The sequence below is a fragment of the Streptomyces sp. NPDC006326 genome, assembly GCF_040612915.1.
GTDB lineage: Bacteria > Actinomycetota > Actinomycetes > Streptomycetales > Streptomycetaceae > Streptomyces.
Window position 1 is genome coordinate 15,649 of sequence record NZ_JBEXRC010000024.1, and the last position, 13,427, is coordinate 29,075.

The following is a 13,427-nucleotide window of genomic DNA, read 5'->3' on the forward strand; positions in this document are numbered from 1 at the left end:
GTCCGCGCGTCCGTCCCCCGCCTCCTCCGCTCCCTGCGCTCCCTCCGCTCCGTCGGCCCCGGCCGTGCTCACCGACCCCGAGCAGCTGAAGGAGCTCCTCGGCATCCCCTTCACGCCCGAGCAGCTCGCCTGCATCACCGCCCCGGCCGCCCCGCAGGTCATCGTGGCCGGCGCCGGCTCGGGCAAGACCACCGTGATGGCCGCCCGCGTGGTCTGGCTGGTCGGCACCGGGGCGGTCGCGCCCGAGCAGGTCCTCGGCCTCACCTTCACCAACAAGGCCGCCGGCGAGCTCGCCGAACGCGTCCGCAAGGCCCTCGCGGCGGCCGGCATCAGCGACCCCGATCCCGCCCCCCTCCTTACCGGGGCCGATGCCGTCGGCGGCGAGCCGCGGATCTCCACGTACCACGCGTTCGCCGGGCAGCTCCTCAAGGACCACGGGCTGCGCATCGGCCTGGAGCCCAGCGCCCGCCTGCTCGCGGACGCCACCCGCTTCCAGCTCGCCGCGCGGGTGCTGCGCGAGGCGCCCGGCCCGTACCCGGCGCTGACCAGGTCCGTCCCCGACCTGGTCGGCGACCTGCTCGCGCTCGACGCGGAGCTCTCCGAGCACCTGGTGACCCCGGAGCGGCTGCGGGCCCACGACACGCGACTGCTGGACGTGCTGTCCGGCACCCGGCTCACCAACGACGACCTGCGCAAGGTCCCCGAGGCGGCGCGCGGCCGCCTGGAGCTGCTGGAGCTCACCGAGCGCTACCGCGCCGCCAAGCGCTCCCGCGACCTGTTCGACTTCAGCGACCAGATAGCGCTCTCCGCCGAGCTCGCGACCACCCGGCCCGAGGTGGGGGCACTGCTGCGCGAGGAGTTCCGGGTGGTCCTCCTCGACGAGTACCAGGACACCTCCGTGGCCCAGCGGCTGCTGCTGTCCGGGCTGTTCGGCGGGGGCAGCGGGCACGCCGTGACCGCCGTCGGCGACCCCTGTCAGGCGATCTACGGCTGGCGCGGCGCCTCCGTGGCCAACCTGGACGACTTCCCCGCGCACTTCCCGCACGCGGACGGCAGCCCGGCCACGCGGTTCTCGCTCAGCGAGAACCGGCGCAGCGGCGGCCGCCTCCTCGACCTGGCCAACGGGCTCGCGGCCCCGCTGCGGGCCATGCACGAGGGCGTCGAGGCGCTGCGGCCGGCGCCGGGGGAGGAGCGGGCCGGCTCCGTGCGCTGCGCGCTGCTGCGCACCCACGCCGAGGAGCTGGAATGGCTCGGGGACTCCGTTGCGCATCTGGTCCGCACGGGCACCGAGCCGCGGGAGATCGCGGTGCTGTGCCGGTCCGCCGCCGACTTCGCGCAGATCCAGGCGGTGCTGGTGGCCCGGGACGTTCCGGTCGAGGTCGTCGGCCTCTCCGGGCTCCTGCACCTCCCGGAGGTCGCGGACCTGGTCGCGGTGTGCGAGGTGCTCCAGGACCCGGGGGCCAATGCCTCCCTGGTCCGCCTCCTCATCGGACCGCGGTGGCGGATCGGTGCCCGCGACCTGGCCCTGCTCGGGCGGCGCGCGCGGCTGCTGATCGGCCGGTCGCCGGACGGGGCGCAGGACCCGGACGAGCGCCTCGCGGCGGCGGTGGAGGGGGTCGACCCGGCCGAGGTCGTCTCGCTGGCGGACGCCCTGGAGACGTTCCTGGACGGCTCCGGCACGTCCTCGCAGCCGGACGACCTGCCGTTCTCGGCCGCCGCCCGGGTCCGCTTCGCGCACCTGGCCCAGGAGCTGCGCGACCTGCGGCGTTCGCTCGCCGACCCGTTGATGGACGTACTCCACCGGGTGCTGGCCGTGACGGGCCTCGACGTGGAACTGTCCGCGTCCCCGCACGCCCTGGCCGCGCGGCGGCGCGAGACGCTGTCCGGCTTCCTGGACGTGGCGGCGGGCTTCGCCTCCCTGGACGGCGAGGCGTCCCTGCTGGCGTTCCTGGCCTTCCTGCGCACGGCGGCCCAGTACGAGAAGGGCCTCGACCACGCGCTGCCCGGCGGCGAGAACACCGTGAAGGTGCTCACCGCGCACAAGTCCAAGGGGCTGGAGTGGGACGTGGTCGTGGTCCCGGAGCTGTGCGCGGGCGCGTTCCCGAAGGAGAACCCGCCGGAGGCCTGGACCTCGTACGCCAAGGTCCTGCCGTACGCCCTGCGCGGGGACGCCGCCACCCTGCCCGGGGACCCGGCGTGGACCTCGGCGGGGCTGAAGGCCTTCAAGGCGGCCCTGAAGGGGCACAAGGAGACCGAGGAACTCCGCCTCGGCTACGTCACCTTCACCCGCCCCCGCTCCCTGCTGCTCGCCTCGGGGCACTGGTGGGGGCCCACGCAGAAGAAGCCGCGCGGCCCGTCGTCGTTCCTGTCGGCGCTGTACGAGCACTGCGCGGCGGGGCACGGCGAGATCGAGGCGTGGGCGCCGGAGCCGGCCCCGGAGGAGGAGAACCCGGCCCTGGCGACGGCCTCGACGCGCGACCAGTCCTGGCCGCTCCCGCTGGACCCGGAGTCCCTCGTCCTGCGCCGCTCGGCGGCGGCCCTGGTCGAGTCGTACCTCACGGCCCGGCCGCCCGCGGCTTCCGCCGGGGACGACCTCTGGGGCCCGGTGGAGGGCGCCCTCGCGGCTCCGCCCGCCACCGACGAGCCGTACGGCGCCCATGCGCCCGCGGCTTCCGCCGAGGACGGCCTCTGGGCGCCGGAGGAGGCACCGGCGGGCGGCGCCTGCGGCGAGGCCCCGGCCCCGGCTGCGCCGGCCGCCGACGACCCGTACCTCTGGCCCCCGTACTGCGAGGACCCGGGCTATGGGTCGGAGCCCCCGGCACCGGAGCCTTGGACGGAGCCGGAGCCGGAGCCCTGGACGGAGCCGGAGCCGTGGACCGATGCCACGGCCCCCGGCGGCGCCCGGGGCCCAGCACCCGTTTCGGCAGGGGGCGGACCGGGAGAGCCGAGCGCCCCGGCCGCGGCCCCGCAGGACGACGAGCTCTGGCCTGAGGCGGGCCTCCGGGACGCCCCGCAGGCCGGCGCCGCCGGCCAGGACCTCCGGCCGCCGGCCGGGCCCCGCAGCGGTCCGGAGGTGACCCCCGAGGAGGCCCGGACCATCGCCTCCTGGGACCGGGACCTCGACGCCCTCGAAGGTGAGCTCCGCCGTGCCCGCGCCACCGTCCGGGACGTGGAGCTCCCGGCCGCGCTCTCCGCCAGCCAGCTGCTGCGCCTCGCCGCGGACGAGCAGGCCTTCGCCCGCGACCTCGCCCGCCCGATGCCCAGGCCGCCGCAGCCCGCCGCCCGCCAGGGCACCCGCTTCCACGCGTGGGTGGAGTCCCGCTTCGACGAGCTGCCCCTGCCCTTCCTCGACCTGCTCGAACCGGAGACCGAGCTGCCCGGCTCGGACCAGGAGATCGCCGACGAGGCCGACCTCGACGCCCTCAAGGCGGCCTTCGAGCGCAGCCCCTACGCCGAGCGCACGCCGCACCGCATGGAGGTCCCGGTCCAGCTGACTCTCGCGGGCCGGGTGGTCCGCGGCCGGATCGACGCCGTCTACCACGACCCGGACCCCGACGCCCCGTACGCGTACGAGATCGTCGACTGGAAGACGGGCCGCTCCACCCAGGCCGATCCCCTCCAGCTCGCCGTCTACCGGCTGGCCTGGGCGGAAGCCACCGGCACCCTCCTCGACCGGGTCGCCGCCGCCTTCCTGCACGTCCGCAGCGGCCGCGTGATCCGGCCGCGGGACCTCCCCGGCCGCGACCGTCTTGAGCGGATCCTCCAAGGCCGATCGGCCACGGACAGTGACGCTCAGGCGGACGGATAGGCTCGTGGGCATGAGCGACATCCCGGCGGACAGCGTCGTCCGCACGTACATCGACACGCACCGCGCCGCCTTCCTCGACGACCTCGCCGAGTGGCTGCGCATTCCCTCCGTCTCGGCGCAGCCGGAGCACGCGGACGACGTACGGCGCAGCGCCGAGTGGCTCGCCGCCAAGCTCAAGGAGACCGGTTTCCCCGTCGCCGAGACCTGGCAGACGCCCGGCGCGCCCGCCGTCTTCGCGGAGTGGCCCAGCGAGAACCCGGACGCGCCCACCGTCCTCGTCTACGGGCACCACGACGTGCAGCCCGCCGCCCTGGCCGACGGCTGGCACACCGACCCGTTCGAGCCGGTCGTGCGGGACGGCCGGATGTACGCGCGCGGAGCCGCCGACGACAAGGGCCAGGTGTTCTTCCACACCCTCGGCGTACGGGCCCACCTGGCCGCCACCGGTGCCACCGCTCCCGCCGTGCACCTCAAGCTGCTCATCGAGGGCGAGGAGGAGTCGGGCTCCCCGCACTTCCGGGCCCTGGTCGAGCAGGAGGCTGCGCGCCTGGCGGCCGACGTCGTGATCGTCTCCGACACCGGCATGTGGTCCGAGACCACCCCCACCGTCTGCACCGGCATGCGCGGCGTCGCCGACTGCGAGATCGACCTGCACGGACCCGACCAGGACATCCACTCCGGCGCCTTCGGCGGGGCCGTGCCCAACCCGGCCACCGTGGCCGCCCGCCTGGTGGCGGCGCTGCACGACGCCGACGAGCGCGTCACCATCCCCGGCTTCTACGACAACGTCGCCGAGCTCACCGACGAGGAGCGGGCGCTGATCGCCGAGCTGCCGTTCGACGAGTCCGAGTGGCTGCGCACGGCCAAGTCCCACGCCGCCGCGGGCGAGAAGGGCTACTCCACGCTGGAGCGGGTCTGGGCCCGGCCGACCGCGGAGGTCAACGGCATCGGCGGCGGCTACCAGGGGCCCGGCGGCAAGACCATCGTGCCGGCCTCCGCGCACCTGAAGCTCTCGTTCCGCCTGGTGTCCGGGCAGGACCCGTACGAGGTCGAGGCGGCCGTCCGGGACTGGGTCGCCGCCCGGATCCCGGAGGGGATCCGGCACTCCATCGTGTTCGGCGCCCCCACCCGGCCCTGCCTGACGCCGCTGGACCACCCGGCGCTGCAGTCGGTCGTCCGGGCCATGGGCCGCGCCTTCGGCGAGAAGGTCCGCTTCACCCGCGAGGGCGGCTCGGGGCCGGCGGCGGACCTCCAGGACGTCCTGGACGCGCCCGTCCTGTTCCTCGGCATCTCCGTGCCGTCCGACGGCTGGCACGCGCCGAACGAGAAGGTCGAGCTGGACCTCCTCCTCAAGGGGGTCGAGACGGCCGCGTACCTGTGGGGTGACCTCGGGGGCCGGGGGAAGCCCTGAGCCCGCCCGAGCCCGCCCGAGCCGCCCCAGCCCGCCGAGACCACCGCGCAGCCTCACCGCGGCACGCGCGCCGTCCCCAGTCCACGTCCACGTTTCACCGAGCCTGCCTGTCTGTCCCACCACCGGGGGAGTTGGAAGTACCTGTGAGCACGCACACCGAGCGCCCTCTCTCGCTCGCCGCGGCCAGCGGAATCGACCGCGCCGCACACCACCGCCTCGACGAGGCCTGGCTCGCCGCCGCCTGGAGCCACCCGACGACCCGCGTCTTCGTCGTCTCCGGCGGCCAGGTCCTGATCGACGACACCCCCGACGGGGGGACCGGGATCGTCATGACCCCGGCCTTCGAGGCCCCGCTCACCGAGACGCACCGCTACTTCCTGGGCACCGACGAGGACGGCGTACGGTACTTCGCGCTGCAGAAGGACTCGCTGCCGGGCCGGATGGACCAGTCGGCCCGCCCGGCCGGCCTGCGCGAGGCGGGCCTGCTGCTGTCCCCGCGCGATGCCGGGCTGATGGTCCACGCGGTGGCCCTGGAGAACTGGCAGCGGATGCACCGTTTCTGCTCCCGCTGCGGCGAGCGCACGGTCGTCGCGGCCGCCGGGCACATCCGCCGCTGCCCGGGCTGCGGCGCCGAGCACTACCCGCGCACCGACCCGGCCGTGATCATGCTGGTGACCGACGAGCACGACCGGGCCCTGCTGGGCCGCCAGGTGCACTGGCCGGAGGGCCGCTTCTCGACGCTGGCCGGGTTCGTGGAGCCGGGCGAATCGATCGAGCAGTCGGTGGTCCGGGAGGTGTGGGAGGAGGCCGGCGTCAAGGTCGGCGAGGTCGAGTACGTGGCGAGCCAGCCGTGGCCGTTCCCGTACAGCCTGATGCTGGGCTTCACGGCCCGCGCCATCAGCTCCGAGATCACCGTCGACGGCGAGGAGATCGAGGAGGCCCGCTGGTTCTCCCGCGAGGAGCTGCGCGCGGCGTTCGAGTCGGGCGCGGTGATCCCCCCGTCGGGCATCTCCATCGCGGCCCGCCTGGTGGAACGCTGGTACGGCGAGCCGCTGCCGAAGCCGCTCGCGTAGGGCCGCCCCTGTCATCCCGGTCACAGCAGAAGGCCCCCGCCGTGGCGGGGGCCTTTCTGGGCTCCGGGCGCGCCGGGCGCGCAGCCGGATCAGACGGCGAGGGCCTGCTTGACCTGGGCGAGGCTCGGGTTCGTCATGACCGACTCGCTGCCGGCCGGGGAGACGACGAGCACGGTGGGAACCGTCTGGTTGCCGTTGTTCGCCTTCTCGACGAAAGCGGCGGACTCGGGGTCCAGCTCGATGTTGATCTCGTTGTACGCGATGCCTTCCCGGTCCAGCTGGGTCTTCAGCCGGCGGCAGTAGCCGCACCAGGTCGTGCTGTACATCGTCACGGAACCCGTGTCCTGCATGCTCGCTCCTCTGTGGTCTGGGTGGTCCGAGTACTCGAACGTACGGGAGCGCGGTGCCATTCCCGCACCCGCGGGGCGCCGGTTCCGTCAAGTACGACGAATACGGTCGGCCTGTGGACGAATTTCCCTTCCGCCCCGGAGGACCTGGCAGCATGGCGGGGTGACAGCAGCAACGCACTTCCCTTCCGTCCCGGCCGACGCCGACTCGGCCGACGCGGTGCTCCTGGGCCTGGACCCGGAGCAGCGCGAGGTCGCGACGACCCTGCGCGGGCCGGTGTGCGTCCTGGCGGGCGCCGGGACGGGCAAGACCCGGGCGATCACCCACCGCATCGCCTACGGGGTCCGCTCCGGGCGGCTCATGCCGGCCAGTGTGCTTGCCGTCACCTTCACCAACCGGGCCGCCGGCGAGATGCGCGGCCGCCTGCGCTCCCTCGGCGCGGGCGGGGTCCAGGCGCGCACCTTCCACTCCGCCGCCCTGCGCCAGCTCCAGTACTTCTGGCCCAAGGCGATCGGCGGCGAGGTGCCACGGCTCGTCGAGCGCAAGGTCCAGCTCGTCGCCGAGGCGGGCGCCCGCTGCCGCATCCGGCTCGACCGCGGCGAGCTGCGCGACGTCACCGGCGAGATCGAGTGGGCGAAGGTCACCCAGACCGTGCCCGCCGACTATCCGGCGGCCGCGGTCAAAGCGGGCCGCGAGGCCCCCCGGGACATGGCGGAGATCGCCCAGATCTACGGGACGTACGAGCAGCTCAAGCGCGACCGCGGCATGATCGACTTCGAGGACGTGCTGCTGCTCACCGTCGGCATCCTGCAGGACCGCCACGACATCGCCGAGCAGATCCGCGCCCAGTACCAGCACTTCGTCGTCGACGAGTACCAGGACGTCAGCCCGCTCCAGCAGCGGCTGCTGGAGCTGTGGCTCGGCGAGCGCGACAGCCTCTGCGTCGTCGGGGACGCCAGCCAGACCATCTACTCCTTCACCGGGGCCACCCCCGACCACCTGCTGAACTTCCGCACCCGCTATCCGCAGGCGACCGTCGTCAAGCTGGTCCGCGACTACCGCTCCACCCCCCAGGTCGTCCACCTCGCCAACGGGCTGCTGCGCCAGGCCAGGGGCCGCGCCGCCGAGCACCGCCTGGAGCTGGTCTCCCAGCGCGAGCCCGGCCCCGACCCGGTCTACGCCGAGTACGCGGACGAGCCAGCCGAGGCCGAGGGCGTCGCCGCGCGGATCCGGGACCTGATCGCGGCCGGCGTCCCGGCCGGCGAGATCGCCGTGCTCTACCGCATCAACGCCCAGTCCGAGGTCTACGAGCAGGCCCTCGCCGACGCCGGCGTCCCGTACCAGCTGCGCGGCGCGGAGCGCTTCTTCGAGCGGAACGAGGTGCAGAAGGCGATCCTCGCCCTGCGCGGCGCCGCCCGCTCCGGCGGGAACGACCCGCTGCTGGACGACGTCGTCGAGCTCGGCTCCCAGGTGCGGGCCGTGCTCAGCTCCACCGGCTGGCCGGCCGAGCCGCCCGCCGGCTCGGGCGCGGTGCGCGACCAGTGGGAATCCCTGGCGGCGCTGGTCCGCCTCGCCGAGGACTTCTCCCGGGCCCGCCCGGGGGCCACCCTGGCGGACCTGGTGGTCGAGCTGGACGAGCGCAGGGCCGCCCAGCACGCGCCGACCGTCCAGGGCGTCACCCTGGCCTCGCTGCATGCGGCGAAGGGCCTGGAGTGGGACGCCGTGTTCCTGGTCGGCCTCACCGACGGCATGATGCCGATCACCTACGCCAAGACCGACGAGCAGGTCGAGGAGGAGCGCCGGCTCCTGTATGTCGGCGTCACGCGGGCCCGCCATCACCTGACCCTGTCCTGGGCGCTCTCCCGCTCCCCGGGCGGCCGGGCCTCCCGGCGGGCCAGCCGCTTCCTGAACGGGCTGCGGCCGGGCTCCGCGGTCCCGGGAAGCCGGGTGGGCGCCGCGGGCGAGCAGCCGGCCCGCAAGCGGGCCCGCCGCGGGCCGGTACGGTGCCGGGTCTGCGGCAAGACCCTGACCGAAGCCGGCGAGCTGAAGCTGATGCGCTGCGAGGACTGCCCGTCGGACATGGACGAGGGGCTCTACGAGCGGCTGCGGGAGTGGCGGGCGGACCGGTCGAAGGAGCAGGGACTGCCCCCGTACTGCGTCTTCACGGACAAGACGCTCATGGCCATCGCCGAGGCCGCGCCGGCCGAGGCGGGAGAGCTCTCGATGATCTCGGGAGTGGGCGGCCGCAAGCTCGACCGGTACGGAGCCGAGGTGTTGGCCATCTGTGCAGGTCGGGACCCTGGGGACGCGGATGCTGACGACGCGTAGAAACTCGTCGGAAAAATAGTTTGCACATGCCCAGCAGATCCCCATAGGTTCTTAGCAACGGAAACGGTGGCTTCTCCGAAGCCCTGGATCCGTGCTGTACTTATCCGAATACGCATGGGACGGGCCCCCGGGCCAGCTCCCCGAGACGCCGAGAGGAGGCGAGACCAGTGACCAGCTTCATCACCAGCACCAAAATGACCGATCGCTCGGTTGCCGCCTCCTGCCTGCTCGGCTCCTCCGCTTCGCTCCTGGGTACCGGTCTGTCCGCGATTTCCGCTGACAGCCGTGCCCTCCTGGCCACGCTTCCCGTGCGTGAGCGGAATGAGCGACCGACCCAGGCACCGGTGGCAGTAGCGGAAGCCCAGGCGCATGGCGCCTATGGCTTCGAGGCCGCAGCCGGTGCCGCCGGCGCCGGATTCATGACGCAGACGAAGCAGCAGCACCACCTGATGTGGGCCTTCCGTGGGCTCGAACCCTGGAGTGATCCAGCCTGATCCGATGATCAGGCCGGCGCCTTCAGGGCCGCGGAACCCCACCCGGGATCCGCGGCCCTTCTGTTTGTCCCCGAACGGGGGCGACAGCACGAAGGAGCCTCGGGACTGGCAAGACCAGGTACCAGCCGCCCCCGGCCGAACCAGGCCGGACCGACTAGACGAACAAGACGAGGAAGAAAACACCGTGCAACTCGAAGCGCACGCCCCGTCCGTACCGCAGACCCAGACGATCTCCCCGCCCGCAGTCCCGGAGGACTCCACCTTGACTCCCCTCACCGCGCTCACCGCGCTCGACGACGCCATCGAGAACCTCGGCGTACCCGTTGCCTGCCGTACCTACGACCCCGAGGTCTTCTTCGCCGAGTCCCCGGCCGACGTCGAGTACGCGAAGTCGCTCTGCCGGACCTGCCCGCTGGTCGAGGCCTGCCTCGCCGGGGCGATCGAGCGCCGCGAGCCCTGGGGTGTCTGGGGTGGCGAGCTCTTCGTCCAGGGCGTGGTCGTAGCCCGCAAGCGTCCCCGTGGCCGCCCGCGCAAGAACCCGGTTGTCGCTGCATGACCGCCATCGGAACCATCGACCGCCCCCTGACGCACGACCCCCTGAAGCAGGCCCCCATGACCGCCCTCACCACGAGCGAGCAGCCGAACGGCTCCGCCACCGCAGACTTCATCACCACCGGCGCGATCACCTCGCGTCAGAACAGGACCCGCGAAATGCAACTCATCCCAGAAGCCCTGGCCCGTGCCCATATGGACGACCGGATGCGTGAGGCCGACGCCGAGCGTCGCGCCCTGCGCCTGGTCGCCGCCCGCCGCATGCAGCGGCGAGCCGAGCGCGTCTCGCTGCGCGCCCGCCGTGCGCTGGCCATGGCCGTCATGCACTGAGAGCCCAGAACAGCCCACCGGGGGGACCGGTCCGAAGGGACCGGTCCCCCCGGTGCGTTGCGGAAGGCTCCGCGCCGTGCTCGGAGGTATCGTCTGGAGGTGGACCAGCCGACTCCCCACCCTGCCCCGTCGGGACCCCAGGCCGAGCCCGTCGTCTGCGCGAGCTGCGGCAAGAAGGCCCCCGACGGCGCCCCGCCCACCTGGACCTGCTCCGTGGAGAACGGGATCAGACAGTTCTTCTGCGTCGACTGCGCGCGGGCCAACCTCCGGGCGATCGAGGGCCGCCTCGACTCCTCCTGGTGGTGACCCGCCCCGCCGCCCGCGCGGCGCCGGCAGCCGGGATCAGTTCCGGCCCTGCTCCGGGTCTTCGGAGGAGAAGCCCGGGAGCCAGGCGTCCAGTTCGTCCCGCAGCCGCACCGTCGCGCCCAGCTGGCACAGCACCCCGATGGTGCTCAGTGTCACCCGGTGGATCAGCAGGTACGAGGGCGGCAGGTTGATCTGCCGTCCCAACTGGTGCGCGGGGGAGCGGGGATCCGCAATCCGGGCCGCCTGGCCGCGCAGCCAGGGCCGGGAGAAGGTGAACTCCTCGGCCTCCGCGGGCTCGATGATGGGCTTCAGGTAGTCCAGCACCGCATCCGGATCGAGCTCGATGGACTCGCGTACGAACCCCTCCGCGCACAGGTGTCCGTAGATCCCCTGGGCATCACCCTCCAGCGTCATCCGCAGCGAGGTGCCGATGGGCTTGGGCCAGCCGCCGGGCAGCCGGTCGACCGTGCCGAAGTCCAGCACGCCCAGCCGCGTCCGCCCGTCCGGCCCCTGTATGAGACGGAAGTTGCCGGGGTGCGGGTCGGCGTGCAGCAGCCCGGTGCGCGCGGGCCCGGAGAAGAGGAACCGGGCCAGCAGCTGTCCGGCGCGGTCGCGCTCCTCCTGGCTCCCGTCGGCTATCACCTCCGACAGCGGGGTGCCTTCCATCCACTCGGTCACCAGGACCTGGTCGCCCTGGTGCACGACATCCGGTACGACCACGTCCGCGTCGCCCTCGAACGCATCGGCATGCGTCCGCTGGGCCTCCGCTTCCAGCTCGTAGTCCAGCTCCTCCGAGACCCGGTCGCGCAACTCCTTGATCAGGGGCTTCATGTCCATACCGGGGATCAGCGGTCCCAGAAGTCCCGCGAACCGGCCCAGTTGCTTCAAGTCGGACAGGAGCGCCTCTCCGGCACCCGGGTACTGGACCTTGACCGCGACCTGCCGGCCGTCGTGCCAGACCGCCCGGTGCACCTGCCCGATCGAGGCCGCCGCGGCCGGCTTGTCCTCGAACTCCTCGAACAGATCACGCCAGTCCGCGCCCAGCCGGTCCGCCAGCACCTGGTGCACCGTCGCCGCGGGAAGCGGCGGCGCCGCCTCCTGCAGCTTGGTCAGCGCCGCCCGGTACGGTCCGGCGACCTCCTCGGGCAGGGCCGACTCGAAGACCGACAGGGCCTGCCCGAACTTCATGGCACCGCCCTTCAGCTCCCCGAGCGTGCGGAACAGCTGCTCGGCGGTGCGCTGTTGGAGCTCGCGCGCCACGATCTCCGCCGACTTGCCCCCGATCCGCTTCCCCAGCCCCCAGGTGACCCGGCCTGCGATGCCGAGCGGCAGCGCGGCCAGCTTGACGGTACGGGTGACCGCCTTCCGGGGAAGATCAGACATACGCCCCTCCAAATCCCAGACAGCTGCGCCCCAAGAGGCGGTTCAGCGCGGCACCCTCGGCCCCTTGCATCCTGTCATGGCCTTCCGGCGCGGCCCTGGCCGAGTCGGCCGCCGGTCGATGGCGGGAACCGGGCCGTCTGCGGACAGCGTGCACCCCCATGGGACAGCATGGCCGGACAGCGGGTCGAGCAATGTGCTCCGACCTCCTCACGACGGCACCCCCTCTTCCGCAGGAACCGCCGCGCCACACGGGCACTCCGGGTCGGGGCGGACCTCGGTGCGCTCCCAGTGCAGGCCCGGGAGGGCCGCCTCCCAGCGGGCGGCGGTGGAGGCCGGGAGTTCGCCGTCGAGGAAGGACAGGGCATGGGCCGCGGCCAGGCCCGCCACCGCCGTGGACAGGCCCAGATCGCAGGCTCCGGTGGCGCGGCGGCGGTGCGCCGAGCGCCACTGGACCAGCATCCGGGGCCAGGCCGGATCCTGTGCGACCCGGTCCCGCTCCATACAGCCGGCGCAGGCCGTGGCACCCGGCAGCACCAGCGGTCCCACCACGCCCGTGCCCTCCAGCACCCCGGCATACAGATGGGGTGTCCCGGTGGCGATCCAGTCGGCGGCCGTGCCCGGATCGGGGGCCCAGGCGTGCAGCCCGTCCCGGGGCGCGACCACCACCAGGGCCAGCCCGGGCTCAGGGCCCTCGCGCTCCTCGGCCCGCGGCGCGCGCCCCGGGGCCGACGCCCGCACCAGCCCTGCCGCGGCCTCGGCCCGCAGCCGGCCCACGCTGCCCGGACCGAGCCCGCCCGGGGCCACGTCCCCCGGCTCGACCCGGCCGCCGTCGAGCACTTCGACCCGGCCCACGCCTGCTCCCGCCAGGACCGCGGCGATCACCGCGCCCACCCGGCCGCTCCCGCGCACCTGGACCCGTATCACCCGGCGCGCCGCAGCCCCCCGCAGGTCGCCTCCCGGTTCACGGTGGACCAGGGAGAGCGAGCCCAGATCAGGTCCCAGCCGCTCCAGCTCCTTCGGGCGCCGGCGCAGGCCCTGGGCCCGGGGGCCGCCCGCCGTGGCATCGTCGAGGAGCCCGGCCGATGCCAGGCGCCGGACCAGCCCGTCCGCCTGGCCCTCCGGCAGCCCCATTCCCGCCGCCTCGGCCCGCAGCAGCTCCATGCCCCGTGTCCCGTCGATCCGCTCGATCAGCGATCCGGTCGCCGTGTCCACCGGGCCCAGCACCACCGCATGCGCGGGCGTCACCCCGAACTGCACCGTCTGCAGATCCCGCCAGGCCCTCGCCAGCGCCGGCTTCACCTTCGGATACATGGCCGTCCCCCTCGTCAGAATCCCGCTCTGGATTTCCGCTCCTTCGCAGAGTGCCCGCCCTCCGCATTCCCCGTCCGCATTTG

11 protein-coding genes are annotated in these 13,427 nt (G+C 73.7%); 8 read left to right on the plus strand and 3 right to left on the minus strand.

Annotation, left to right across the window (positions count from 1 at the left end; translation table 11 throughout):
- Nucleotides 1–64: 64 nt before the first annotated feature.
- The 3 genes from ABZ128_RS19675 to nudC all read left to right on the plus strand — a co-directional run bounded on the left by ABZ128_RS19675 (nucleotide 65) and on the right by nudC (nucleotide 6,292).
- Nucleotides 65–3,808, plus strand: a complete 3,744-nt coding sequence (locus tag ABZ128_RS19675) for a UvrD-helicase domain-containing protein (protein WP_356849949.1) — start codon at nucleotides 65–67, stop codon at nucleotides 3,806–3,808.
- 10 nt (nucleotides 3,809–3,818) lie between these two features.
- The gene (locus ABZ128_RS19680) at nucleotides 3,819–5,219 is read left to right on the plus strand and encodes a dipeptidase (RefSeq protein WP_356849834.1); all 1,401 of its coding nucleotides are present in this window, start codon (nucleotides 3,819–3,821) and stop codon (nucleotides 5,217–5,219) included.
- Between the two features lie 131 nt (nucleotides 5,220–5,350).
- Nucleotides 5,351–6,292 carry an NAD(+) diphosphatase gene (gene nudC / locus ABZ128_RS19685; protein WP_356849835.1) on the plus strand — a complete coding sequence of 314 codons (942 nt, stop codon included), beginning with the start codon at nucleotides 5,351–5,353 and terminating at the stop codon, nucleotides 6,290–6,292.
- An 89-nt stretch (nucleotides 6,293–6,381) separates the two neighbouring features.
- Here the strand turns inward: nudC and ABZ128_RS19690 are convergent, their stop codons facing one another.
- Nucleotides 6,382–6,642: a mycoredoxin gene (locus tag ABZ128_RS19690; RefSeq protein WP_356849836.1), complete on the minus strand. Its 261-nt coding sequence runs from the start codon at nucleotides 6,640–6,642 to the stop codon at nucleotides 6,382–6,384.
- Between the two features lie 217 nt (nucleotides 6,643–6,859).
- On the opposite strand from ABZ128_RS19690, the gene ABZ128_RS19695 reads away from it, so the two are divergent.
- The 5 genes from ABZ128_RS19695 to ABZ128_RS19715 all read left to right on the plus strand — a co-directional run bounded on the left by ABZ128_RS19695 (nucleotide 6,860) and on the right by ABZ128_RS19715 (nucleotide 10,650).
- Nucleotides 6,860–8,968, plus strand: a complete 2,109-nt coding sequence (locus tag ABZ128_RS19695; protein WP_356849951.1) for an ATP-dependent DNA helicase UvrD2 — start codon at nucleotides 6,860–6,862, stop codon at nucleotides 8,966–8,968.
- A gap of 167 nt (nucleotides 8,969–9,135) precedes the next feature.
- Entirely contained in the window at nucleotides 9,136–9,462 is a 327-nt protein-coding gene (locus ABZ128_RS19700) for a hypothetical protein (RefSeq protein ID WP_356849838.1), read from the plus strand.
- A 184-nt stretch (nucleotides 9,463–9,646) separates the two neighbouring features.
- Complete coding sequence (locus ABZ128_RS19705) at nucleotides 9,647–10,018, plus strand: WhiB family transcriptional regulator (protein WP_356849839.1); 372 nt, start codon at nucleotides 9,647–9,649, stop codon at nucleotides 10,016–10,018.
- Nucleotides 10,015–10,344, plus strand: coding sequence for a hypothetical protein (locus ABZ128_RS19710; protein WP_356849840.1), 330 nt, complete (start codon nucleotides 10,015–10,017; stop codon nucleotides 10,342–10,344). Before ABZ128_RS19705 ends, ABZ128_RS19710 begins: the two co-directional genes overlap by 4 nt.
- A 99-nt stretch (nucleotides 10,345–10,443) precedes the next feature.
- Nucleotides 10,444–10,650, plus strand: a complete 207-nt coding sequence (locus tag ABZ128_RS19715; protein WP_356849841.1) for a hypothetical protein — start codon at nucleotides 10,444–10,446, stop codon at nucleotides 10,648–10,650.
- Nucleotides 10,651–10,686: 36 nt separating this feature from the next.
- On the opposite strand, the gene ABZ128_RS19720 is transcribed toward ABZ128_RS19715, so the two are convergent.
- Both ABZ128_RS19720 and ABZ128_RS19725 read right to left on the minus strand, forming a co-directional pair.
- Complete coding sequence (locus ABZ128_RS19720; RefSeq protein ID WP_356849842.1) at nucleotides 10,687–12,033, minus strand: AarF/ABC1/UbiB kinase family protein; 1,347 nt, start codon at nucleotides 12,031–12,033, stop codon at nucleotides 10,687–10,689.
- 207 nt (nucleotides 12,034–12,240) lie between these two features.
- Nucleotides 12,241–13,344: a TOMM precursor leader peptide-binding protein gene (locus ABZ128_RS19725; RefSeq protein ID WP_356849843.1), complete on the minus strand. Its 1,104-nt coding sequence runs from the start codon at nucleotides 13,342–13,344 to the stop codon at nucleotides 12,241–12,243.
- Nucleotides 13,345–13,427: the final 83 nt, after the last annotated feature.